The 24719-nt window shown below is 41.4% G+C and carries 14 protein-coding genes; all 14 read left to right on the forward strand.

Annotation, left to right across the window (positions count from 1 at the left end):
• The first annotated feature begins 72 nt into the window (after positions 1 to 72).
• The 14 genes from add to EUBC25_RS09275 all read left to right on the forward strand — a co-directional run bounded on the left by add (position 73) and on the right by EUBC25_RS09275 (position 24571).
• Entirely contained in the window at positions 73 to 1047 is a 975-nt protein-coding gene (gene add / locus EUBC25_RS09210) for an adenosine deaminase (RefSeq protein WP_230105198.1), read from the forward strand.
• A 37-nt stretch (positions 1048 to 1084) separates the two neighbouring features.
• Positions 1085 to 1900, forward strand: coding sequence for a purine-nucleoside phosphorylase (locus EUBC25_RS09215; RefSeq protein ID WP_230105199.1), 816 nt, complete (start codon positions 1085 to 1087; stop codon positions 1898 to 1900).
• Between the two features lie 110 nt (positions 1901 to 2010).
• On the forward strand, positions 2011 to 3345 hold the full coding sequence (locus EUBC25_RS09220) for an MATE family efflux transporter (protein ID WP_230107588.1): 1335 nt from the start codon (positions 2011 to 2013) through the stop codon (positions 3343 to 3345).
• Between the two features lie 380 nt (positions 3346 to 3725).
• On the forward strand, positions 3726 to 6773 hold the full coding sequence (locus EUBC25_RS09225) for a DEAD/DEAH box helicase family protein (protein WP_230105200.1): 3048 nt from the start codon (positions 3726 to 3728) through the stop codon (positions 6771 to 6773).
• A gap of 16 nt (positions 6774 to 6789) precedes the next feature.
• Positions 6790 to 8454: an HsdM family class I SAM-dependent methyltransferase gene (locus EUBC25_RS09230; protein WP_230105201.1), complete on the forward strand. Its 1665-nt coding sequence runs from the start codon at positions 6790 to 6792 to the stop codon at positions 8452 to 8454.
• Positions 8441 to 9595, forward strand: coding sequence for a restriction endonuclease subunit S (locus tag EUBC25_RS09235; protein WP_230105202.1), 1155 nt, complete (start codon positions 8441 to 8443; stop codon positions 9593 to 9595). The genes EUBC25_RS09230 and EUBC25_RS09235 overlap by 14 nt, the downstream gene beginning before the upstream one ends.
• A 16-nt stretch (positions 9596 to 9611) precedes the next feature.
• Positions 9612 to 14117: a hypothetical protein gene (locus EUBC25_RS09240; protein ID WP_230105203.1), complete on the forward strand. Its 4506-nt coding sequence runs from the start codon at positions 9612 to 9614 to the stop codon at positions 14115 to 14117.
• A 92-nt stretch (positions 14118 to 14209) separates the two neighbouring features.
• On the forward strand, positions 14210 to 15691 hold the full coding sequence (locus tag EUBC25_RS09245) for an ATP-binding protein (protein ID WP_230105204.1): 1482 nt from the start codon (positions 14210 to 14212) through the stop codon (positions 15689 to 15691).
• A gap of 113 nt (positions 15692 to 15804) precedes the next feature.
• Complete coding sequence (locus EUBC25_RS09250; RefSeq protein ID WP_230105205.1) at positions 15805 to 18468, forward strand: translation factor GTPase family protein; 2664 nt, start codon at positions 15805 to 15807, stop codon at positions 18466 to 18468.
• A gap of 280 nt (positions 18469 to 18748) precedes the next feature.
• Positions 18749 to 20050: an MATE family efflux transporter gene (locus tag EUBC25_RS09255; RefSeq protein WP_230105206.1), complete on the forward strand. Its 1302-nt coding sequence runs from the start codon at positions 18749 to 18751 to the stop codon at positions 20048 to 20050.
• 52 nt (positions 20051 to 20102) lie between these two features.
• Positions 20103 to 20606, forward strand: a complete 504-nt coding sequence (gene greA / locus EUBC25_RS09260) for a transcription elongation factor GreA (RefSeq protein ID WP_230105207.1) — start codon at positions 20103 to 20105, stop codon at positions 20604 to 20606.
• Positions 20607 to 20628: 22 nt separating this feature from the next.
• A complete protein-coding gene (locus EUBC25_RS09265; protein ID WP_230105208.1) occupies positions 20629 to 21363 on the forward strand; it encodes an amino acid kinase family protein in 735 nt (244 codons plus the stop codon).
• Positions 21364 to 23073 (forward strand): sensor histidine kinase, encoded by a 1710-nt coding sequence (locus tag EUBC25_RS09270; RefSeq protein ID WP_230105209.1) that lies wholly within the window; start codon positions 21364 to 21366, stop codon positions 23071 to 23073.
• Positions 23048 to 24571: a response regulator transcription factor gene (locus EUBC25_RS09275; RefSeq protein WP_230105210.1), complete on the forward strand. Its 1524-nt coding sequence runs from the start codon at positions 23048 to 23050 to the stop codon at positions 24569 to 24571. The genes EUBC25_RS09270 and EUBC25_RS09275 overlap by 26 nt, the downstream gene beginning before the upstream one ends.
• Positions 24572 to 24719 lie beyond the last annotated feature (148 nt).

A 24719-nucleotide genomic window follows, 5' to 3' on the forward strand; every position in this document is an offset into this window, starting at 1 on the left:
ATTATGGTACAATTTGCTTACACAAAATTGTATACAAAAAGTAGTTGACATGGTAGAAAGGCGGGGGAGGATATGGATTACGAATTGCTGCGGAATTTGCCCAAGCTGGAGCTTCATTGTCATTTAGATGGCTCCTTGTCTTTAGAATTTTTAAAAGAAAGGCTAAGACAGGATATTTCTTTGTCGCAGATCCAGGCTGGATGGGAGTGTAAAAATCTGGCGGAATATTTGCAGAAATTTGATCTGCCACTTTTGGCGCTGCAGAATGAGGAAGGCTTAAAGGGAGCCGGCTATGACTTGATCCGTTCGGTGTCAAAGGAAAATGTGAAGTATATAGAGGTTCGGTTTGCCCCTTTGCTTTCTGTACACGAAAATCTGGGGACAAAACAGGTGATAGAGAGCGTTCTGCAGGGACTGGAGCAGGGGAAAAAAGAATTTCAAGTAGAGTACAATGTGATCGTCTGTGCCATGAGGCATCACAGCCTGGAGGATAATCTGCACATGATCCGGCATGCGAGAGAATTTCTTGGAGAAGGCGTGTGCGCCGCCGACCTGGCAGGAGATGAGGCAGCCTATCCGATGGAGGGATTCCTGGAACTCTTTGGGGAAGTGAAGAAAATGGATATGCCATTTACGATCCATGCCGGGGAATGCGGAAGTGCGAAGAATATCAAAGAGGCTGTAGAGGTGGGAGCTTCGAGGATCGGACACGGGATTGCTATGAGGGAAGATCCGGAAGCCCGCTGCCTTTGCAGGGAAAGACAGATTGGGATCGAAATGTGCCCGGTCAGCAATCTGCAGACGAAAGCGGTGCCGGACCGCCGGGAGTATCCCATGAATCTGTTTTTAGGAGAAGGGCTTTTGGTAACGGTGAATACAGATAACCGGACCGTGAGCGGAACAACGGTTACGGATGAGCTAAAGTTTATTCAGAAAAATTATGGAATAAAAGACGAAGAAATTTTTAGGATGATGAGAAATGCAGTGGAAGTATCTTTTGCTGATGAAGCAGTGAAAAACCGTCTGCTTCGTCTATATGAAATATAAGGTTATTGTCCAGTGATGGAAAAAGGAGGAAAGAAATATGCGTCCATATGAAAGATTGCTGAAATGCCGGGAGGAAATACGAAAAAGGACAGACTTCAGGCCCCAGGTGGGAATTGTGCTTGGATCCGGGCTTGGGGGATATGCCGATAATATGGAAATATCCTGTGAAATTCCATACCGTGAAATTCCGGGATTTCCTGTGTCCACTGTACAGGGTCACGACGGGAAGTTTTTGTTTGGCTACGTAAAAAACACTCCCGTTATTTTGATGAAAGGAAGAGTGCATTACTATGAGGGATATCCCATGGAAGATGTGGTGCTCCCGGTGCGTCTGATGGGACTTTTGGGAGCAGATACGGTTATCCTTACCAATGCGGCAGGTGGGATCAACAGGACGTTCCAGGCGGGGGATCTGATGCTGATCACGGATCATATTTCTATAGCGGTTCCGAATCCCCTCAGAGGAGAAAATATAGATGAGCTGGGAACTCGTTTTCCGGATATGAGCCATGTCTATGATCCAGGGCTTCAGGAGGCGGCGAAAGAAGCGGCGGCGCGCCAGGGTATTTCCCTTAGAGAAGGGATTTATGTGCAGTGCAGCGGTCCCAGTTATGAGACGCCGGCGGAAATAAGGATGCTGGGTGCGCTGGGTGCAGATGCGGTAGGCATGAGTACTGTCTGTGAGGCGATTGCCGCCCGTCATATGGGAATGAAAGTATGCGGGATTTCCTGTATTACGAATATGGCCGCCGGAATTTTGGATCAGCCTCTGGATCACCGGGAGGTGCAAAAGAGCGCGGATCAGGCAAAAGAAAAATTTGAGAATCTGATTACCGGACTGGTGGGAAAATAACTGATTCATGAAAGAACCATTGACGAAAAAATGAGAACGAAGTAAGATAATCTGTGGTAAAAAAGTTGTATGGGGGGATTCTCTTGAAAAACAAAAGATATGAGATCGATATGTGCAATGGTTCGATCATGGATAAACTGATTTCCTTTTCTCTGCCGCTTATGCTGACCAGTATTCTCCAGCTTATGTTCAATGCAGTGGATATTATTGTCGTAGGGAGGTTTGACAGCAGTTCGGCTCTGGCGGCAGTAGGGTCTACAACATCTTTGATCCATATTTTTACCAATCTGTTTGTTGGGATTTCCCTGGGAGCCAATGTGCTGGCTGCCAGACATTATGCAGCAGGGCGGGACAAGGAAATGTCAGAGACAGTACATACGGCAATTACATTTGCCCTGATTTCCGGAATTGTGATGGCCTTTGTCGGCATGTATGCCGCATATCCCGTGTTACAGCTGATGGGGACCCCGTCGGATGTGATCGGGCAGTCTGTGCGCTATATGAGGATCTACTTTATGGGGATGCCTTTTTTCATGCTTTACAATTATGGATCTGCAATTCTGCGTGCAGTGGGTGATACAAAACGACCACTGCTCTTTCTGAGCCTGGCCGGGATGGCAAATGTGGCGCTGGATCTTTTGCTGGTTATTGTCATACCGCTCGGAGTGGCCGGCGTGGCTGTCGGTACAGTGGCATCACAGTGTGTTTCTTCTATTCTTGTGGTGCGCTGTTTGTGTAAAACAGAAGGCAGTTATCAGCTTAAGTTTTCACAGCTTAAAATCAAAACGGTTCATCTGAAACAGATTTTTCAGGTGGGGATTCCGGCAGGAATCCAGAGTGTGGTGATCAATTTTTCCAATGCACTTCTGCAGTCGTCAGTTAATTCTTTTGGCTCCATAGCCATGGCCGGATATGCGGCGGCCAACAATATCCTTGGATTTTTATATGTGGCTATCAATGCAGTAACACAGGCATGCATGAGCTTTACAAGCCAGAATTACAGTGTGGGGAAGCACAAACGTATGGACAGAGTACTGATGAACTGTATGATATTATCAGTAGGGACAGGAGCTGTTCTGGGAGTTGGGAGCTATGTGTTCGGAGGAACGATCCTGCAGATATATACGACGGAGGAAGACGTAATACGCTGTGGGCTGGAAATCCTGTCTATTACGACAGTTCCTTATTTCCTGTGCGGCATTATGGATCTGATACCGGGCGCACTGCGGGGAATGGGACATTCGGCAGTTCCCATGGTCCTGTCGGTGATAGGAACAGTAGGAACAAGGATTGTCTGGATTTACGCGTTGTTTCCGAATCACAGGTCGCTTTATTTTCTGTTCATTTCTTATCCGGCTTCCTGGATCATTACGATCCTTATGCAGGCGGTATGTTTCTATTTCGTGCGGAAGAAATGTATATGGCATATACTGCAGGCAACATAAAGTTTGCCCCTCAAAGAACACAGGACAGACAATGCTTTATCGACTTATCCCCCTTTTTGTGCTATGATAATACAGTCATTATTACAGCGCAAAAAGGGGTTTTTTCATGGAAAATACATCCAAAAATAGAGAGAAAAACGCATCCCAAAAACAGGCGGAGCACATCTGTGTCGGTATTCTGGCTCATGTAGATGCAAACAGAGAGTTCTAACAGAAAGATGGACGACTTATTATTGATAATAGTTATGTGGTGGATGTTAGATTAATCTCTAACATCCTCAATTATATATATATCAAAGATATTAAGTGTGATAAAATAATAAAAATTGAACAAATATAAAATAGAGTACTAGTATTGGAATGATTGAGGAGAAGATAAAATGCCGGTATTTAACGAAGATACGAGAGTAAAAATTCCTGCCACAATTCAATATTTAAGATTAGGTTATCATTATCAGTCTTTAAAAGAGGATGATATTGATATTGATTTTAACACAAAAATTTTCGTAAACAGATTTAAGCCTGCTTTGGAGAAGATTAATGGCAGAAAATTTACTTATGATGAGATTAAGGAGATTCTTGTAAATATTCACAATCTGATTAAAAATAATGATTTGGGTAAGGAATTTTATAAATGGATTATCGACCCATTGGACAGAGTGAAACTTATCGATTTTTCAAATGTAGATAATAACGATTTTGCTGTTGTGGATGAGTTGCCTTTCAGTGTAGTTGAGGGAACCGAAGAAGGTTCATTTAGGCCAGATATTACTGTGTTAATCAACGGAATGCCATTGGCTTTTCTAGAAGTAAAGAAACCGAATAATGAAGGTGGTATACAGGCTGAGTTTGACAGAATGATTAATAAACGCCTGAAGAATCCAGATTACAAGAAGTTTTTTAATTTGATTCAGCTGGTCTCTTTTTCCAATAATATGGAATATGAGGAAGATGACGACGCAGAGGATGTTAAGGCTGGGTCATTTTATACAACACCAAACGGAAATAATACAAACTTTTCATTTTTTAGAGAAGATGACGAGCTGTATCATACAAATTACCAATATCAAGAAGTGACAGATGATACTGTTAAATTTGTGATGAAAGATTGTAGCTACAATCCTGCTGAAACAGATACGGTAGAATTTCAAGAAAATCTGAAGCTAATGACTCCGTGTAACAGATTTATTACCTCTGTATTTGATAAAGAACGATTTCTGTACTTTGTGCAATATGGAATTATGTACATAAATGAAAAAGTTCCGCAAAAACATATTATGCGGTATCCGCAGTTCTTTGCTACAAGAAAAATAATAGAACGGCTGGAATCCGGCGGAAAAGGCGGGATTATTTGGCATACACAGGGATCCGGAAAAACTGCGCTTGCAGCGTTTTCTAACCGTGTGGTTCGTGATTACTATGCAGAAAAGAAGGTGAGTACAAGATTTTTCTTTGTGGTCGACCGTTTGGATCTGTTGACGCAGGCAAGTGTAGAATTTACAAACAGAGGATTAAAGGTAGTAAACTGCGAGGACAAGGCAGGATTTACAAAGGAATTGAACAAATCCCTATCTACAAATGTAGGAACAAAATCCATAGGAGAAATCTGCGTCGTAAACATTCAGAAATTTGAAGGGAAGATGCCGGAAGCCAAGAATGAATATAAGGCGAAAGTCCAGAGAGTTTTCTTTATCGATGAAGCGCACAGAAGCTATTCGACTACAGGAGAATTCTTTAAGAATCTAATGACGTGTGATTTGGAGGGTGTGTATATTGCTCTTACAGGCACGCCATTGTTGTCAAAAAAAGAACGGTCTAATTTGAAATTCGGAGACTATATCCATAAATACTTTTATGATAAGTCTATTGCCGATGGCTACACACTTAGAATTAAAAAAGAAAATATAGATACTGTTGCAAAATCAGAAATTAAAAAGAATCTAGAAATAGAAGATAACGGACTAGAAGACAAAGACGTATATGAATCGGATGCGTATGTGGATGCTCTCGGGAGATTCATCGAAAAAGATTTTGTGAATTTTCGCCTTCAGAATTCAGACCCGACTATTGGCGGAATGATCGTCTGCCGGACCAATCCTCAGGCAAAAAAAGTACACGAATGGTTTCAAGCAAATTCAAAACTTGTTACGGGACTTGTTATTACTGATACGAACGATCCGAAGCAGAAACAGATCAATAAGAATAATCAGCTTGATTTCAGAGAGACATTTACTCCGGATATGTTGATTGTAAATCTGATGCTGACGACAGGATATGATGTAAAGCGTCTCAAGAAAATGTATCTTTTGAGAGGTCCTCATGCCCAGTCGCTTCTTCAGACAATCTCCAGAGTAAACAGACCTTATAAATCACAAAATGGGAAAGTGTATAAATATGGGTATATCGTAGACTTTGTGGATATTGAGCAGGAATATGATAAGACGATAGAAGCGTACATTAAAGAACTAGAAGCGGACCTGAATGATAATGGAGAAAATGAAGGCTCCTTAAACGGACTTGTTATAGACAAAGAAGATATCAACAGAAAATATCATAAGTATATGAATGATCTGGAAGATATTATTTCAACGGATAATCTGGAAAGATTTTCTAAACAGCTTACTTATTATAACAAAGAAACGCTGCTCAAAATAAGACGCCTTTTAAATGGTATTAAAGAGTGCCATACAGAATTTATTCTTTCCAGAGCTATGGATTATGCCACGAATATTGATTCGCAGAAGGTCAAGAAACTTTTGAAAGCAACACAGGAGAGAATCGATTTTATAAATCTGTCCACAAACACGGTTAGTATGATGGACGTGATTTCTAATGACGAAGTTGTAGAAATCTTATATGAGTTTATTAAAGTTAAAGTTATTATCATGGACTTGGGGCAGATAACGCAGGATAATCCGAAATTTAAGCGCTTTTCAGATGTGGTCAGAAGTATACAGAACGAGATTAAGAAGAACAAAAATAAAGGCGATATCAAGATACGGAAACTTGATGAGCTGCTGCAGAAGATTTTTAATGATCTTTCCATATCAGATCTGAATGATTTGGATTCCATCACAGATGAGCTGCTGGAGGCATTGGAGCGGGCAAGAAATATCAATTATGAAAATGAACGATTGTCAAAAATTTATGGTGGAAATTATGCATTTGTAAAAACATATCAGGATGCTATAGAGACATATCCTGCTGATAAGTCGGAAATTGAAAGGACATTGGTTCTCGTATACAATGCCATAGAAGATGTGATTGATAAAGAAGTCATTATTGTACAGGGACGAAAGAATTTCGCTGATTCTGTGAAAACAAAAGTGACTAAGACTCTGCTTAAAGAAAAATTATATGGCAAGATAAAAGGATTTTATACACAACTGTTGAATGACTTATATACAAATATTCAACTGTTTAAATGACAAAGGAGACGAAATAATGCCGGATATATTTACGTTGGAAACAAAGATAAAACAGATGATTGATGAATTGAAAGGACTCTGCCAGACGAATGGTCTCTCTAATCAGGCAAGTGAAGAGGTAGTTATTACATCTGTGTTTCTTTATAAATTCTTGAACGATAAATTCATGGCAAATCTGAAAGATTTTGCTAATGAAATAGGGCTTAGTAGTGAAGAAGTCCTTAATGATAAGGAAGATGAGTTATCAGGTTTTTATGATTCCTATCCCCGGGATGTGGCGTTTAGGTATGAAGATACAATTGAGTGTTTAATTAATGAGGTAGGGAATGATGATTTTTATCGCCTTTTTGATGATGCTTTGGAACGCATATCTAATTATCCACGGAACGAAGAGTTTAGTATTGATACAGCGGATGGCGGAAGAAAGCCATTGTTTACAAGGATTACAGAAAATGTAGAGGTATCCAAGCGGAATAATTTTGCTAAGAATATATTTGGGATTATAAGTCAGGACAAGTTTGATTTTGGCGAAGCCTTTAAGAATAATTTTGATTTTTACAGTGCAATCTTTGAATATCTGATCAAAGACTATAATGTTGCCAGCGGGGTCTATGCAGAATATTTTACTCCACAGGCGATTTCCAGTATCATTGCGAAAATACTGGTGAATATGACTCCGGTAGAGGATAAGATTTATGAAATATATGATCCGTCAGCAGGATCGGGCTCTTTAGTTCTTCATCTTGCAAATGAATTGGGAGAGGGGGTTTTTGGCGACAGGGCGCAGGTATATACGCAGGATATCTCAGGAAAGTCTTCACGTTTCCTTAGGATCAATATGCTGCTGAACGGACTGACAAATTCTTTGGACAATATTATTGAAGGCGATACATTGGACGCTCCGGCGCATTATAATATCCCTCATGATCCAGGATCTGGAGTAAAGAAATTTGATTATATTACTTCTAATCCACCGTTTAAAATGGATTTTTCTGCTACACGGGATATGATAGAACAGAAGTGGTCGGATACTGACAGATTTTTCGCAGGTGTGCCGAAAATTCCAAATAAAAAGAAAGAGTCAATGGCAATCTATCTCTGTTTTATCCAGCATATTCTCTGGAGTTTAAAAGATGACGGGAAGGCAGCGATTGTAGTTCCAACTGGATTTATTACGGCACAGTCAGGAATTGAAAAGAAAGTGCGCCAGAAGATAGTAGACGAGCATTGGCTGAAAGGCGTGATTTCGATGCCATCCAATATTTTTGCAAATACAGGAACGAATGTCTCGGTGCTTTTTATAGATAAGTCTAATCAAGACGGAAAGATTATGCTTGTGGATGCTTCTAAGCTTGGTGAAAAAAGAAAAGAGGGAAAGAACCAAAGAACAGTTTTAAGTGAAAAGGAAGTTGAAAAAATAGAGAATACCTTTATTAATCAGGAAGTTGTAGAAGATTTCAGTGTGCAGGTGTCTTATGAAGAGATTCAGGAGAGGAATTATTCCTTATCGGCAGGGCAGTATTTTGAAGTCAAGATCGAGTATGTGGAGCTGAGTCCGGAAGAATTTAATCAGAGGATGGCGGCGTATTCTTTCCGGCTGGAGAAGTATTTTGCAGAGGGGAAAAGGCTGGAAGAAGAAATCGAGGAACGGCTAGGAGAGCTAAAATATGATAGAACTTAAAGAATGTGTTGAAATTTTAGATTCAAAAAGAATTCCGCTATCCGCCTTGGAAAGAAAGCGATTAAAGAAAATATATCCATATTATGGAGCACAAGGTATTATAGATTATGTAGAAAACTATATTTTTGACGGTGAATATATCCTAATTGCGGAGGACGGAAATAATTTAAAATCTTTGCAGCAAAATATTGCAACATGGGTAGAAGGAAAGTTCTGGGTTAATAATCATGCACACATTTTAGGTGAGAAAAAAGGGTACAATTTGCGATACATATATTATTTGCTGAGTATCTTAGATTTGCGGGGATATATTACCGGATCAGCACAACCTAAATTGAACCAAGAAAATTTGGCAAGTATACAACTTCAACTTCCAAATATCAATAGACAAAATAAAGTTGCACAAATACTCTCTTGTATTGATAATAAAATTGCAATTAACAATAAAATAAATTCTGAGCTTGAAACAATGGGAAAAGTAATTTACGATTACTGGTTTTTGCAATTTGAATTTCCTAATGAAAAAGGAAAACCTTATAAATCATCGGGCGGTAAGATGATATGGAACGAAAAGATGAAAAGAGAAATTCCAGAAGGGTGGAAAGCTATTAAACTACAAGATGTTTTTTCGTTTGTGAAGGGGAAAACACCAAGCATAACGTTTGATAATAGTATGGAAGGGGCATATCCCTATATAACTATCGATGTCGCCAATGGTGGGAAAAGCCAATATTGCTTTTTAGATGATATGCCTGTTTGTAATGGAGAAGTAATAATGGTTATGGATGGAGCGGCAAGTGGAGATATTTATATTGGTAATAGAGGAGTATTGGGATCTACGTTTGCTATGTTGAAGAAAAAAAGTGAAGATATTTCTGACGCTTTAATATATGTTATTCTTAGTAGCCGGAAAAACGTATATAAGAAAGTGAATACGGGGTCAACAGTACCACACGCAAATAAAAAATTTATCGAAAACATGAGAGTTCCTGTTGCAGATAATATGAGCAGTTTTTCTAGAGTTTTTGATGAAATATATAAAAAAATTGAATTAACTAAAAGAGAAAATCAGGAATTAATATCTCTCCGAGAGTTTTTACTTCCACTGTTAATGAACGGACAAGTTAGTTTTAAGGAATAACTTAGGAGGAAGATTTATGGCATATGAAAAAGGCGGAAGGGCAGATAAATATGGAAATCGCTTTGAGTATAATTGGATTATCTATAATCTGCTAGATGTAGTGAAGGAAAAAATTTCATATGTTATGATCGAAGCTATAGGTGAAGATGAAAAAGGTGTAGACCTTTGGATTGGAAATGTAGACGGTACACGTGAAGGGCAGCAGTGTAAAGGGCGATATGGAGATGAAGATCAATGGACATATGGTATGGTCAATGCAAAAGGAATATTTGCAAATTGGAAGAAACAGTTAGAACTTTCCCCACAGAATCATATTGCATTAGTTTCTCCATTGTCATTTACCGTATTTGAAGATCTGTTACAGAAAGCAAAGGATACTGACAATTCTAAGCCAAAAGATTTTTATGAATATCAGATTAAACAAGCAGGAAAAAATACAAAAGATTTTTTTGATAAGTATTGTAAAGTGATGGGACTGGATGAAAAAAAGGATGAAGATATACAACTTGCGATAAATTACCTGTCCCGAAGCCATTACCGTCAGATCCCTGATGCTCAGTTAAAAGAAATGATTCTCGATAAGATAAGCATGAGATATGTTGGAAATCCTGAAGATATCTATGCTAAATTTTTGAGATTTATATTGACAGAGGATACCTATGGGCAGCGAATAGACGCGTTGCGAATCAAGAAATTTTGCGATGATACCGGTATTATTTACAGAGATTTGTCAAGAGATGATACTATCCTGCCGCGTATTGACAAGTTAAATAAAGAATATTGTAATACCTTTTTCGGCTTTTCAAAGGGACTTCTGCCCCGCAGTCAGGCAGAATATTGCCAAAAGGCGATATTAGAGGGCAAGTCAGTCGTATTACATGGGAAAGCAGGAGAAGGTAAAAGCGGATGTGTGCAAAATCTTATTTATATCCTTGAGGACTTAAGTATACCATATCTGGCGATAAAACTTGATCATAGAGTGCCGGAGGGGACTTCGAGCAATTGGGGAAAGAAAATAGGATTACCGGATTCGATTTCGTATTGTCTGGATGCAGTCGCGAAAGATAGAAGCGGTGTACTTATATTAGATCAGTTGGATGCACTGAGATGGACACAGTCACATTCTGGCGAAGCTCTATCAGTGTGCATGGAAATTATCCATGAAGTGGCAAACATTAATCTGGAACGTGAAAAGAAAATTTCTGTTGTTATGGTTTGCCGGACATATGATCTTGAAAATGATCGAAATATTAACGGGTTATTTATGCATGAGGAAGGGAGTGTTTCTTTAGAATGGGAAAAGATTGCTGTAGGTAAACTGAGTGCTGATGAAGTAAAAAAGATTGTAGGAAATACATATAATCTTCTGCATGCAAAATTGAAAAGTTTGCTGCAGACAGCGAGCAATCTTTATATATGGGAACAATTAGATAAATCGAAAAACTATTCTGAGATCCAGACGACACAGCAGTTGATTCAAAGATGGTGGGAGGAACTGCACAGTAAAGCGGAAAAGGCTGGGATTCAAGAAGAAAAGCTAAATGAAGTAAAAGATAGATTTGCAAATATTTGTGATAAATATGGAAAAATAACAGTTCCACGAGCATTGTTGAATGTGTCGAGTGATTCTTGTGACTTCCTGCAGACGAATAGATTTTTTGTCGTGAACGATAATGTGGTTTCATTGGCTCATCAATCAATTTTAGATTATTTTCTGGTACAGAATATGCTGGAAAAAGTCTGTAAAGATTGTAGTATTGAAGAAATTATCGGGGGAAAAGAAAAACAGACACCCGGACGCAGATATCAGGTTCAGATGCTTTTTCAGCAGTTACAGGAAATATGGGCTGAAAAATTTCTTGGCATGGGAGAAATGCTGCTAAATTCAGAGAGTATCAGATTCAATTTAAAATATGTGTTTATAGAAATATTATCCCAGATAGAACAGCCTGATCAGGATATATTTTTGCTTGTAAAAAAATACATACAAAATCCAGAGTGGCAGATTCATTTTCTTGATGGAGTCGTATTGGGCAAGAAACAATATTTGATATTTTTAAGAGATGTAGGTGTCTTAGATACATGGATGGAAAGCGAGGAATTGCAAGATCAGGTGATTCGATTGTATGCCAGCATTTCACCTGATTTTGATAATGCTGATATAGGATTTATAGAAAAATACGCCTTGAAAGAGAAGGAAAATATAAAATGGGGAAACTGTTTTTTAAGAAATATAGACGAAGACAGCGATGAGCTGTTTGAATTACGTTTAAAGGTGTATGATAAATATCCTGATTTATTAGAGTACAACGTAGATATTATATCGATGCTTAAAGTATGTCAGATACGCACGGTGCGTATTCTGGCACTTATGTTAGAAAAACAGAAAAAAAGAAATGGGGAAACGCTTTATCGGTATGAGGAAAAACTAGTTTCAGAAGATGTAGAATTATTTAATTCATCATACAGGGAGGTTGTCTCGATATTGTTGCCCCATGTTCCGTTAAATGGATCTGATTTAACGAAGATATATGCTTGGTCTGCACGATATATGAGTAAATATGCACTTGAGAGAACATGTATAGAAATTTTGAAAAAAGCGAATCGAAAATATGCGCAAAACCAACCTGAGGAATTTATGGAAATTCTTAAAACATATATGGGAACAGGCATGCATTTGCATAATGAAATTGTTTTAGATGCACTGAAATATTTGCCAAACCAGTATGCGGATTATATAGCGGACTACCTATGCACTGGACTCGAACGAACGATGATAGAAGACACAAGTGGAAATAAAGATGCCCTTTTGTTAAGTAAGGGATTGGTAGGGGACATTACAGCAAGATGCAGTGAAGAGAGTTATAAAAAAATAGAATATGGAATTATTCATTTCATTCCTGCAAATGCAAAAAGAACCCTTAAAGGACGTATTGAATTTAATAGGGAAAAACAAAAAAACGGTGGAATTGTTACTTGGCGGTTTTGGGGATTCTTTCAGAAAGAGATGCTGGGGATTTTACCCGGGTATAGAATAAGTGGAGAGGCACGCAATTTGTTAAGTGTTTTACAACGTTCAATCCCCGGGGAATATTCCCCTTATCATTATAATGATGGCCACGGTGGCAGCGTGTGGTCACCCGTTGCCCGTAAAAAATTATTTTTTCGAAATTGGAAAGGAATAATAACAAACAAGAAAATCCCGAAGGAAAGAACGAATCATTGGAAAGAAGTGAAAGGTGGTTTTATAGAAAGTACAGTATTTGAATTTGCATCCGATTTTAGAGGAAGGGTTTCAGAGGATCCAACAGAGTTCTTGCAGAATATGCTTGATTTTGACGGTGAGGTTGTTGAAGAGTATGTGAATGCTTTGTTTGATGGCATTGCTTATAGCGAACATCTGGATGAGATTGATATTACGCTTCTTGAGAAAATGTTTGAAAAATATGAATATGATTATGAAAAAGAGAGAGCGCAGATAATTTGCCGTATCATTGAAAAGCGGAAAGATGTATCATGGTCAGATGCTGTAATAGAAATGCTAATTGATATAGCCGGAAACCATAAGAATCCTAAACCGGGAGAAAGTTGTATTGCATCCAATGATACGAAAACAAAGAATTCTGTAGAGACTTTAGAAACAGACGCGATTAATTGTACACGAGGCGTTGCGGCAAGCGCGATTGGTCATCTGCTGTGGGAGCGAAAAGAATTATTTGAAAAATTCAAGCCAACGATTATAAAATTAATGCAGGATGAGAATACAGCGGTTCGTTTTGCCAGCCTTGATGCACTATGGCCAATCTATAATGTTGATAAAGCTTGGACAGTATCTAATGTTTTATCTGTCTTTAAGAGTGATAACAGAACAATCGGATGTCGAGGAAGTAAGTGCCTATTTGTATGTGAGTATGAAAGGCATAAAAGGAAAATGAAAAGGCTTTTGAAAAAGGCATTTTTTTCAAGTGATAAAAGACTGATACAGATTTCTGGATATGCTATAGCAGAAATATATTTACGATATGATGCTTTTGAAAATATACTAAATCAAATCGCCAGTCTGAATAAAGAGCAGGCAGATGCATTATTGGAAATGTTTATTGTATATCTGGGACTTGAAGAATACAATTCCAAAGTAAAAGCTATTTTATACAAGGTTATTGAGCTAGGGATTAGTATGGAACTGGATCACACATGGGCGCGCATTTTCTATGATGAAAGAATTGAATTGAAAAGAGATAAGGAATTCTTGAAGAAATTAATGTCGTCCGATGTAGGCGGTAAATTACTGTATGTATTTATGGATTATTTTAAAAAGGGACAAAAATTATATGATTATGCAGAAATAATAATAGATACAGGAAAAAGTATGTTCCAAGACCAGAAAAAAGTTTTGGATGCAGATTATCTTATCGAATATAATTTGTCTAAGTTGATGATTGCTCTTTATGATGAAGTCTGTAATACTGACATTGAAAAAAAAAAGAGTATGAGGCACAATGTCTGGATATATGGGATTTGATGTTTGAAAACAGGCTTGGCATTACCCGTGATTTAACAGAAAAACTGACAGAAATGTAATTTGATAAATGTATGTGAAGAGAGGTGAAATCTGTGAATTTTGATATGTCTCAATTTGATTCCTACCGTGAAGATAACCGACGAGAGGTTAAAAGGGCGAAAGGCGGACTTCCGGTTTCATTGTGGGAAACGTATTCTGCATTTGCTAACTGTTATGGCGGAGTTATTATCCTGGGGGTAAAAGAGAATGAAGATGGAAGCTGGCATATGACCGGATTAGATAATGCGGCTAAGCTGCGAAAAGACTTCTGGGATATGATTAATAATAAAAATAAGGTTTCGGTAAACTTGCTGACGGATAATGATGTGGAGATATATGAAGAAAACAATAATGCTATCATGGTTATTCGTGTCCCTAAGGCAAGGAGGGAACAGAAGCCGGTATATATTAACGACGACATGTTTAATGGTACTTTTCGCAGAAATTGGGAGGGAGACTATCATTGTGATCACAGTGAGGTGCTTGCAATGCTTCGAGATCAGCCAGAAGAAACCGCTGATATGAAAATTTTGCAGGATATGTCTCTTGAAGTGCTTAATTCAGAAACTGTACGTGCTTATCGTAATCGGCATATGGCTTATAGAACGGAACATGTATGGGAGAGGCTAAACGATGAAGAATATTTGGAGAGAATAGGCGCTGCAAAGTTGTCTGCTAGGGATCACATGTTGCATCCTACTGTTGCAGGATTGCTGATGTTTGGAGAGGAATATAGGATTTTGTATGAATTTCCGGAATATTTCCTGGATTATCGGGAAATTCTTGATCCTAGTATCCGGTGGACGGACAGATTGCAATCTAGTTCCGGTGACTGGACAGGGAATTTATTCGATTTCTTTTTTCGAGTTTATGGGAAAGTTGTGAAAGATTTGAAAATTCCTTTTAAACTGGAAGGGATAACCAGAGTAGATGATACGCCTGTGCATAAAGCGTTGAGAGAAGCCTTGGCGAATTGTTTGGTAAATACAGATTTTTACGTTCCAAGAGGAATTGTGATTCGGAAAGATGAAAAGACTATCGTAATGGAAAATCCGGGAAGTATCAGAACTGGAAAAGAGCAGATGCTGAAAGGAGGTATATCGGATCCCAGGAATAAAGCTTTGATGAAGATGTTTAATTTGATTGGGATTGGAGAAAGAGCAGGAAGCGGTGTGCCGGATATATATAGTGTCTGGGAGCGGCAGGGGTGGGAGCAGCCGGAGGTCATAGAAGAATATGGACCAGACAGAACCATTTTAAAATTATCATTTGTAAAAAAAGTGGCGATAAAAAATGGCGATAAAAAAGTGGCGATAAAAAGCGGTGATAAAAAGAAAGTGACAAAAAAGACAGAACGACAGATGGAGACTGTTTTGGAATACATGCTTCCGGACAAAGAATATAAAACAAGTGAGATAGCAGAAGTCATCGGAGTGAAAGAGTCAAGAGCCAGAGTTTTGGTAAATGAACTTGTAAAGCGAAATAAGATAAAAGCGATCGGAAAGAACAAAGGGCGCAGATACAAAATCAAATAGATAAAGCTTTCCGCTCCTTAAACGATACAGGACAGACAATGCTTTATCGACTTATCCCCCTTTTTGTGCTATGATAATACAGTCATTATTACAGCGCAAAAAGGGGTTTTTTCATGGAAAATACATCCAAAAATAGAGAGAAAAACGCGCCCGGAAAACGGGCGGAGCACATCTGTGTCGGTATTCTGGCCCATGTAGATGCGGGGAAAACGACATTGGCGGAAGGCATATTATACCAGACCGGACAGATCCGTAAATTGGGCCGGGTGGATCATAAAGATGCGTTTCTTGATACCCATGCAATGGAGAAGGAGAGGGGGATCACCATCTTTTCCAAGCAGGCAGAACTTATCATTGGAGAGAAAGAAGTGACGCTTCTTGATACGCCGGGACATGTGGATTTTTCCGCAGAGATGGAGCGGACGCTGCAGGTGTTGGACTATGCGGTCCTTGTGATCAGCGGATCGGACGGGGTGCAAGGCCATGTGGAAACGCTGTGGCACCTGCTGAAGTGTTATGATATACCAACGTTTTTGTTTGTCAATAAAATGGACCTGGAAGGAACAGACAGGGAGCAGCTTATGGAAGAGCTGAAGGAACGGCTTTCTGATGACTGTGAGGATTTTATGCGGGACGGTGAACAGGTTGATGAGGAGTTTTGTGAAAGGATCGCCCTCCATGACGAAACCCTTCTGGAAGAGTATCTTGAAGGAAATATGCCGGGGAGGGAAGACATTGCAGGCCTGGTAAAAGAAAGGAAGCTGTTTCCCTGCTTTTACGGTTCGGCCCTTAAGATGGAGGGGGTACAGCAGTTTTTGGATGGTCTGGACCGGTACATGGAATATCCTGTCTATCCCCGGGAATTTGGCGCCAGAGTCTATAAAATTTCAAGAGACAGTTCAGGTATGAGACTGACCCATCTGAAAGTGACGGGCGGAACGTTGAAAGTGAAAATGCGTCTGGATGAGACGAGCGAGGATAAGGCGGAACAGATCCGCATTTATTCCGGGACAGGTTTTCAGAATGTAACAGAGGCCGGACCCGGAACAATCTGCGCCCTGATCGGACCGCGGACCAGTTATGCGGGGCAGGGACTGGGCATAGAGAAACAGTCTGAAGCGCCGATTCTGGAGCCGGTGCTGACTTACCGGCTGCAGCCGCAGGTGGATTGCGACATGCACAGTCTTTGCCTGAAGCTTCGGCAATTGGAGGAAGAGATTCCGGAAATGCACATCGTATGGCAGGAGGAACTGTCGGAAATCCATATACAGATCATGGGTGAAGTGCAGATGGATATTTTAAAAGCTCTCATTCTGGAGCGGTTTGGAGTGCCGGTTTCCTTTGGGGAGGGAAGCATTGTATATAAGGAGACGATTGCCGCCCCGGTGGAGGGAGTGGGACATTTTGAGCCTCTTAGGCATTATGCGGAAGTCCATCTTCTCCTGGAACCGGGGGAGAGAGGAGAGGGACTGCAGTTTGCAGCGGAATGCAGTGAGAATATGCTGGATGTAAACTGGCAGAGACTGATATTGACCCATCTGGAAGAGAAAAAGCACAGAGGAGTGCTGACCGGTTCTGAGATTACAGATATGAAGATCACACTCATTGCAGGACGGGCCCACCAGAAGCATACCGAAGGCGGAGACTTCCGCCAGGCTACATACCGGGCAGTGCGCCAGGGACTTCGGAAAGCGGAAAGTGTTCTTCTGGAACCGGTGTATGAATTTCGGATCGAGGTTCCCCAGGAGCAGATCGGGCGTGTGCTTGCAGATGTGCAGCGAATGAGCGGCAGTTTTGAGCCTCCCGTTGCAGAAGGGGATCGGATGATCTTAACCGGAAGCGCCCCGGTAGTCTGTATGAGAGGATATCAGACAGAACTTCTGTCCTTTACCGGCGGAAGAGGGCGGTTTTTCTGCACGCTGAAAGGATATGAGCCCTGCCACAACCAGGAAGAAATCGTAGAAAAGATGGGATATGATCCGGAGGCGGATACTGATAATCCGACAGGATCCGTATTCTGCGCTCATGGAGCGGGATTTACCGTCAGCTGGGATCAGGTGGAAGATTATATGCATGTGGAAGGGATCCGAAAGAGAGAAGAGGCGGAGGAAGTATCGGAGCTGGAGGATCGAAGGCATAGAGTTCACACTGCCATGGCAGATGAAGAGGAGCTGAAGGCGATTTTTGCGCGAACGTATGGTTCCGGAGAAAAGCGCACTGCATGGAAGCGCACCGTGCATTCGGAAAGCAGCGGCACCTATAGAGGAGAGAAGAAGAAAAAAGGAAAAGAATACCTTTTGGTGGATGGATACAATATTATTTTTGCATGGGAAGATCTGAAAGAACTGGCTAAGGAGAATATTGAGGCAGCCAGAGGGAAGCTGATGGATGTTCTCTGCAATTATCAGGGTTATCGCAAAATGACGCTGATCCTTGTATTTGACGCATATAAAGTGCCGGGATACACAGGGGAAGTGCAGAAATATCATAATATTTATGTTGTTTACACCAAGGAGGCAGAGACGGCGGATCAATATATTGAGAAGACTGTGCATGAGATCTCAAAAGAGCATCAGGTGATGGTCGCTACCTCGGACGGTCTGGAGCAGATCATCATAATGGGACAGGGGGCAAGAAGACTGTCTGCACAGGGGCTTCTTCGGGAAATAAAGGATACAGGGAAAGAAATGCGCCTGCAGCATATGGACCGCTCTGTTTCCGGAAAAGCGTATTTGTCCGAGATCATGCCGGATGATGTTTTGAACTCCGGGGAATGATGACTTTGAAAAAGAAATGCAGGAAAAGAAAATGCAGGAAAAAATGCTTGACTTCGCATATCTGACTGTGATATAAGTAGACACAAGCAAGAGAAAGGGCCCCATCTGCCACCGGGTAGATGGAGAAAAGTGTCCAGCCGTATTCCGGTAGGTCTTAGAAGGAATACGGCTGGATATTTTTGTTTGTCAGGAAACTTTGTTCTCGGATCAGATAACAGTCTTTCGGGTATCGCAAAAAGTAAGTGACCTGGCAGAAAGAGGAGCAAGGAGGAAATAAGACATGAAGAGAGAATTTGGCAAATATGTATCTTTGAATATTTTTGGAATGCTGGGGCTGTCCTGTTATATTCTGGCGGATACATTTTTTGTTTCAGCAAAGATGGGGGCCGACGGTCTGACAGCCCTTAATCTTGCCATTTCTATTTACAGTTTTATCAATGGAACAGGGCTGATGATCGGGATCGGAGGCGGAACAAAGTACTCTATTTATCGTTCCAGAAGAGAAGAGGAAAAGGGAAACCGTGTATTTACGGCGGCCCTTGCAATGGGATTTTTGATCGGAATCATTTTATTTGCAGTGGGAATTTTTGCGGCTCGGCCGCTATCGATCCTTCTTGGAGCGGAGGGAAAGATCATAGAGATGACTACGGTTTACCTGCGGACAATTTTATGTTTTTCCCCCTGTTTTATATGCAACAACATTTTTCTTGCCTTTGTGAGAAATGACGGCAATCCCCGGCTTTCTATGATCGGGATGCTTGTGGGAAGTTTTTCCAATGTTGTTTTAGACTATATTTTTATTTTCCCGGCGGATATGGGAATGTTCGGAGCAGCGTTTGCGACAGGGCTTGCTCCTGTTATCAGTATGCTGATCCTTTCCCGGCACAAGTTTTCCGGAAAGAATGGCTTTCATTTGCAGACAGACGGATCCTTCTGGCGCTATGCAAAAGGGATCCCTGGTCTGGGAGCTTCATCCTTTATCAATGAAGTCTCTTCCGGCGTCGTACTGATCGTTCTGAATCTTTTGATCCTGGGGATCAGCGGAAATACGGGAGTTGCGGCTTATGGGGTGATCGCAAACCTTGCCCTGGTGGCTCTTTCGATTTTTACCGGTATCTCACAGGGAAGCCAGCCTCTTTTGAGCAAATATTATGGGGAGGGAAACGGTGCAAAAGTGCGGGAAATATATCGTTATATGGTGATATTGGCTTTGGCAGTAGGTGTTTTTCTTGTACTGACCGCATTTTTTGCCACGGATTCTTTGATCGCTGTATTTAACAGCGAGGGGAATAAGGAGCTTGCCCGTATCGCTCATACAGGTCTTCGTATCTACTTCCTGGGATTTCTGGCGGCAGGTGTGAATATTGTGACAGCCGCGTGCAAAGGAGCATTGGAGCAGGCAGGAGAATCCTTCCTCATTTCGGTAATGAGAGGGCTGATCTGTATTGTGATCTACGCGGCAGTCCTTTCAAAATTGTTCGGCATGACCGGCATATGGGCGGCATTTCCGGCAACAGAGGCAACGACCCTTCTCTTGTCTGTGTTTTTTGTCCGGCGCAGGAAGAATCCCTTTTCCAGGTAGACGATTTATGCTATAGTGAATAAGAAGATGAAGAAATAAAGAGGTGTTAAAATTGCGGGAACAGCTGACGAAGCAGGATGTGGAAAAAATACAGAAAGAAATTGAGTACCGGAAGCTGGTTGTAAGAAAAAATGCAATTGAGGCAGTAAAAGAGGCAAGAGCCCATGGCGATCTCAGTGAGAATTTTGAGTACCATGCTGCTAAAAAAGATAAGAATCAAAATGAGAGCCGGATCCGGTATCTGGAGCGGATGCTGAAAACGGCGAAAATCGTTCAGGATGACTCTGCAGCCGACGAGGTGGGTATAGACAAGAAAGTAGAGGTCTATTTTGAAGACGATGATGAGACAGAAGTATTTAAGCTCGTCACTTCTGTGAGGGGAAGTTCTTTAAATGGAAAGATCAGCATTGAATCCCCCATTGGAAAAGCAATTTTGAAGCATAAGGCCGGTGACAGGGTTTATGTAAAAATAAATGAAAATGCCGGGTACTATGTTGTGATCCGTTCTGTGGAAAGCACAGAAGGCGAGGACGAGGATGAGATCCGTCGGTATTAGAGGGGAGGAAGGAGAAGGGAAAATGGAACAGAAAGTATTTGAGGAGATTGAACGTAAAGCAGAAATTCTGATCAGGGCGCTTCCCTATATCAGAGATTTCAACAGGCAGGTGGCGGTCATTGAATATGGGTGCCGTAAGTATTTAAGTCCTGTAGCAGAACAGGATCTGATGCAGGATATTGCTCTTTTAAAAACAGTAGGAATGAAACCGGTAGTTGTCCATGATGCTCCAATGGGAGTAGATAAATTCAGGGAGAATAAGCGTATTGCCAAGCTTTTGGAATTATGCGGCACGAAGGCGATCGGCGTGTGCGGCATCGATTCCCATACCCTTCACATGATGCTGGACAATGATTATATTCCGGTTATCATGCCCAATGATATTGACAATGAAAACGTAGTGATTGATTCCAAGGATGCTGCGCTTGAAACGGCGGTGGTCCTTCATGCGGACAAGCTGATCTATCTTTCTTCCCACAGGGGAATATGGAAGGATGAGAAAAGGACCGCAGTTTATCCTCATCTGACGGTAGAGAAGATCCAGAAGATGAAAGAAGAGGGAAAAGTGACTGAGGGCGTTATGTCCAGAGTGGAACGGGGACTTACGGCAATCGAGAAGGGAGTAAACCGTGTACATCTCCTGGATGGAAGGATGCAGCATGCCCTCCTTTTGGAATTTTTCAGTGTAGCAGGAGTAGGGACGGCCATGATTAAGGATGAAAATCAGCTCTATGCTCATGAAAAGGATGAAGATTAGATGAGAAAAGAAAAAACCTTCCGGGAAAAGCTGCTGCCGCTTATTCTGGCGCTGGCAGCCATACCGGTTGTGATTCTTTCTGTTATGGCAATCGTCAGCCTGGAAGAAACTCTTACTGACCGCTATCAGGAACAGGTAAAAAACGATCTGCAGCAGTCAGTAAGAATGCTTGATGTTACTCTGGACAAATATACTTCTATTCTGCACGAATTATCAACAGATGAAGAATTTCAGGAAAACGTCCGGAATCTTGGAGAAGAACAGGGGAAGGGAAAAGCAGCCGGAGAAAGTATACAGCAGGACTTTGCATATATTTGCCGGAGAAACACCGGTATAGAAGGGATGAGCCTGCTGGGACCGAGGGGGACTTCGCTCTTCTATGAAAGAGAGGAAGAAGCCTCAAAGTCTGACAGCTGGATGGATGAGAGCCTTTTTGTGGAAACAGATCAGGAGATTACTTACCATACAGATACTGCACCTGTGTTTACGAAATCAGGGGAGCAGTATCTCTTTCATATTATCGGTCTTATAAAAGATGAGGAAGAAAATGCAATAGGTCAGGTAGTAATGAGCCTGAATGAAAGCGTGATCAGAGAAACTATTCAAAACGGCTCCAATACAACGACTTTTATCATCGATAAAGGCAGGGTGATCAGCTCATCAGACTCTTCCGCTATCGGCATTTCTACAAAAGAGCTAAGTGATGACAGTTCTTATGTGGAGACAAGAACAATGAAGGATACAGGATGGAAGATTGAGGAGCATTACTCTCTTAGTCTGTATGCGCGGACTCTCTGGGGGCAGGTGATATTTGAATTGATGATTGCTGTCGCTGTTATTGTTATTCTGGTAGTTGTAGCCTATTTTATGTCAGCGCCTCTGGTGCGGCAGGTGGGGCGGATTGTGACAGCTATGAATGCCGCAAGAAGCGGGGACTTTTCTGTGAGACTGACGGCAGATAAGAAGATGCCTTACGAACTGAATCGGATTTCAGAAGGGTTTAATGACATGATGCGTCAGATCGATATTCTGGATAAGCAGGGCAGGGCGGCAGCAGAGGAACAAAGGAATGCAGAACTCCAGGCTCTTGAAGCGCAGATAGACCCTCATTTTCTCTACAATACACTGGATGCGATTAACTGGAAAGCAATTGAAAAGGGGGAACTGGAAATCAGCCAGATGTTAGGAGATCTTGCTGATATCCTTCGTTACTCTGTGATGAACGCCGGTGAAGAAACAACGGTAAGAGGGGAGCTTTACTGGCTTCGTCAATATGTCAGGCTGCAGCAGGAAAGAATCGGGAAGGAAATTCTCATAGAGGAAGATGTGCCGGAAGATATAAAAAATAGAAAGCTCCATAAACTGCTGCTTCAGCCTTTTGCGGAAAACAGTATCCGGCACGGGTTCCGCGATCAGCAAGGAGAATGCAGGCTCCTGATACGCATGGCACAGGAGGAAGGTCTGCTTCATATTGTCATAGAAGACAATGGAAAAGGGATTGGGGAACGGGAACTGGAAAAGATCAGGCAGAAGGAACCAGAAAACGGGCACGTAGGAATAGAAAATGTAAGGAAGAGGCTTCAGTTGTATTATTCCAGCAGAGCATCCCTGGAATTTGAAAGTGTTCCGGGAGAATTTACAAGAGTACATATGTATATTCCTACAGAAAAAGGCGGCGATATAGATGAAAATCGTGATTGTAGAAGATGAAGCGGCAATACGAAATGGAATGGGAAATATACTGAAAAAGCTGAATCCGGCATATGAGCTTGTGGGAAAAGCGTCAAACGGGATAGAAGGATTGGAAATGATCCGGAAAGAGAAGCCGGATCTGGTGATCCTGGATATCCGTATGCCCGATATGGACGGCCTTGAGATGCTGAAAGTACTCAGACAGGAGAACAATGGCTGCAGGGCAGTGGTTTTGACGGCCTATTCTGATTTTGACTATGCGAAAACAGCAATTGAACTAGGAATTGAAAATTATCTTCTTAAACCGGTAAAGCTTAAGGAACTGGAAGAGACTTTAAAGCTTGCCGAAAAAAGGATCAATGAGGAAAAAGAACAAAAGAAAAAATATTCATTGGAGTCGGCTTTAACCCTGGCTTTGGCAGAGACGCCGGAAACAGATACCTATATGAAAGAACAGCTGATGGAGAAGTATGGATTTGACGCAGATGGAAATTTGGGCATTTTCTTCGTGTGGCTGGGAGAGCGGTTTCAGGATTATGCAGAGGAGATTTACAGCAGCCTTAAGGAGGCAGGCAGGAACAGTGGGATTTTTTCTTCCTGTGCTCTCAAAAGAGAAAAGAGAGACCTTGTGATGGCAGTACTGTATCGGATGCCGGGTCAGGAAGAAGCGGCGGCATACATAGAAACAAAGCTTGCTTCTGTGATTTCGGGGCAGACAGGAGGCCGGGCGGTCATGGGGCTTCATTTTTGCCATGGGCTTAAGGGGCTGTCAGAGGCAGCGGCGGGTCTTTTTGGCGTACTCGATTATTCTCTGACCGGAGGGGGACGGGAGCTTATATATTATGACAAGATCCTGGAAATGGGGAAGGAGCCGTTCAAATATCCGCTGGAGCTGGAAACAAGAGTAAAACAGGCAGTTGCAGGGAAGAACAGTACCGAAATATCCAGGTGTGTGGATAAGTTTATCGCTTACTGCAAGGCGGGAGATTTCCATCCGGCAGCAGTTAAAGAAGGCTGTTTCCGCTATTTCAGTGTGGTTTTCCATGCGGCGCGGGAGTACGGAAGGATCTATCAGACAGATCTTCCCGTGGCCCGGCGGATGCAGGAGATGATGGAAGCTGTGACATGGCAGCAGATCAGAGATGTATTTTCTGACTGTATGAGTCAGATTGAAGGAGAGAATGAGGAGCAGGATGAAAGTCTTCTTGTGAGAAAGGCACGTATTCTGATTGGAGATTATTATAATCAGGGAATTACATTGGAAGAGATTGCGGATAAGCTGGGGGTGTCGGGAGAATATTTGAGTACGCGGCTGAAAAAAGAAACCGGCATGACATTTACGGAGACAATGAAAAAAGTCAGAATAGAGCGTATCAAAGAACTCCTTGTGTCTACCAGTTTAAAGCTGAACCAGATCGCAGACCAGGCAGGCTACAGTGATCCGAAATACATGAGCAGGATTTTCAGGGAAGAGACAGGAATGCTTCCTTCAGAATACCGGAAAACACATTTGTAGGAGGGAACGATACAGAGGATACGGGGAAAATACACGAAAAAGATTAAAAAATTACTCCTTTTTTAAAAATATGAGCCTGTTTTTTTGGCAATAATGATATATGATAGTCTTGACTTGAAAAAAAATGGAACATAATAAGACAGACAAG

It is taken from the genome of Claveliimonas bilis (assembly GCF_020892095.1).
Lineage (GTDB): Bacteria > Bacillota > Clostridia > Lachnospirales > Lachnospiraceae > Claveliimonas > Claveliimonas bilis.

Coding starts and splice junctions, on each gene's coding strand:
- EUBC25_RS09235 (WP_230105202.1), top strand. CDS start 8,441: ATGATAGAACTTAAAGAATGTGTTGAAATTTTAGATTCAAAAAGAATT.
- EUBC25_RS09255 (WP_230105206.1), top strand. CDS start 18,749: ATGAAGAGAGAATTTGGCAAATATGTATCTTTGAATATTTTTGGAATG.
- EUBC25_RS09215 (WP_230105199.1), top strand. CDS start 1,085: ATGCGTCCATATGAAAGATTGCTGAAATGCCGGGAGGAAATACGAAAA.
- EUBC25_RS09275 (WP_230105210.1), top strand. CDS start 23,048: ATGAAAATCGTGATTGTAGAAGATGAAGCGGCAATACGAAATGGAATG.
- EUBC25_RS09230 (WP_230105201.1), top strand. CDS start 6,790: ATGCCGGATATATTTACGTTGGAAACAAAGATAAAACAGATGATTGAT.
- EUBC25_RS09240 (WP_230105203.1), top strand. CDS start 9,612: ATGGCATATGAAAAAGGCGGAAGGGCAGATAAATATGGAAATCGCTTT.
- EUBC25_RS09220 (WP_230107588.1), top strand. CDS start 2,011: ATGTGCAATGGTTCGATCATGGATAAACTGATTTCCTTTTCTCTGCCG.
- EUBC25_RS09250 (WP_230105205.1), top strand. CDS start 15,805: ATGGAAAATACATCCAAAAATAGAGAGAAAAACGCGCCCGGAAAACGG.
- EUBC25_RS09225 (WP_230105200.1), top strand. CDS start 3,726: ATGCCGGTATTTAACGAAGATACGAGAGTAAAAATTCCTGCCACAATT.
- EUBC25_RS09270 (WP_230105209.1), top strand. CDS start 21,364: ATGAGAAAAGAAAAAACCTTCCGGGAAAAGCTGCTGCCGCTTATTCTG.
- EUBC25_RS09265 (WP_230105208.1), top strand. CDS start 20,629: ATGGAACAGAAAGTATTTGAGGAGATTGAACGTAAAGCAGAAATTCTG.
- add (WP_230105198.1), top strand. CDS start 73: ATGGATTACGAATTGCTGCGGAATTTGCCCAAGCTGGAGCTTCATTGT.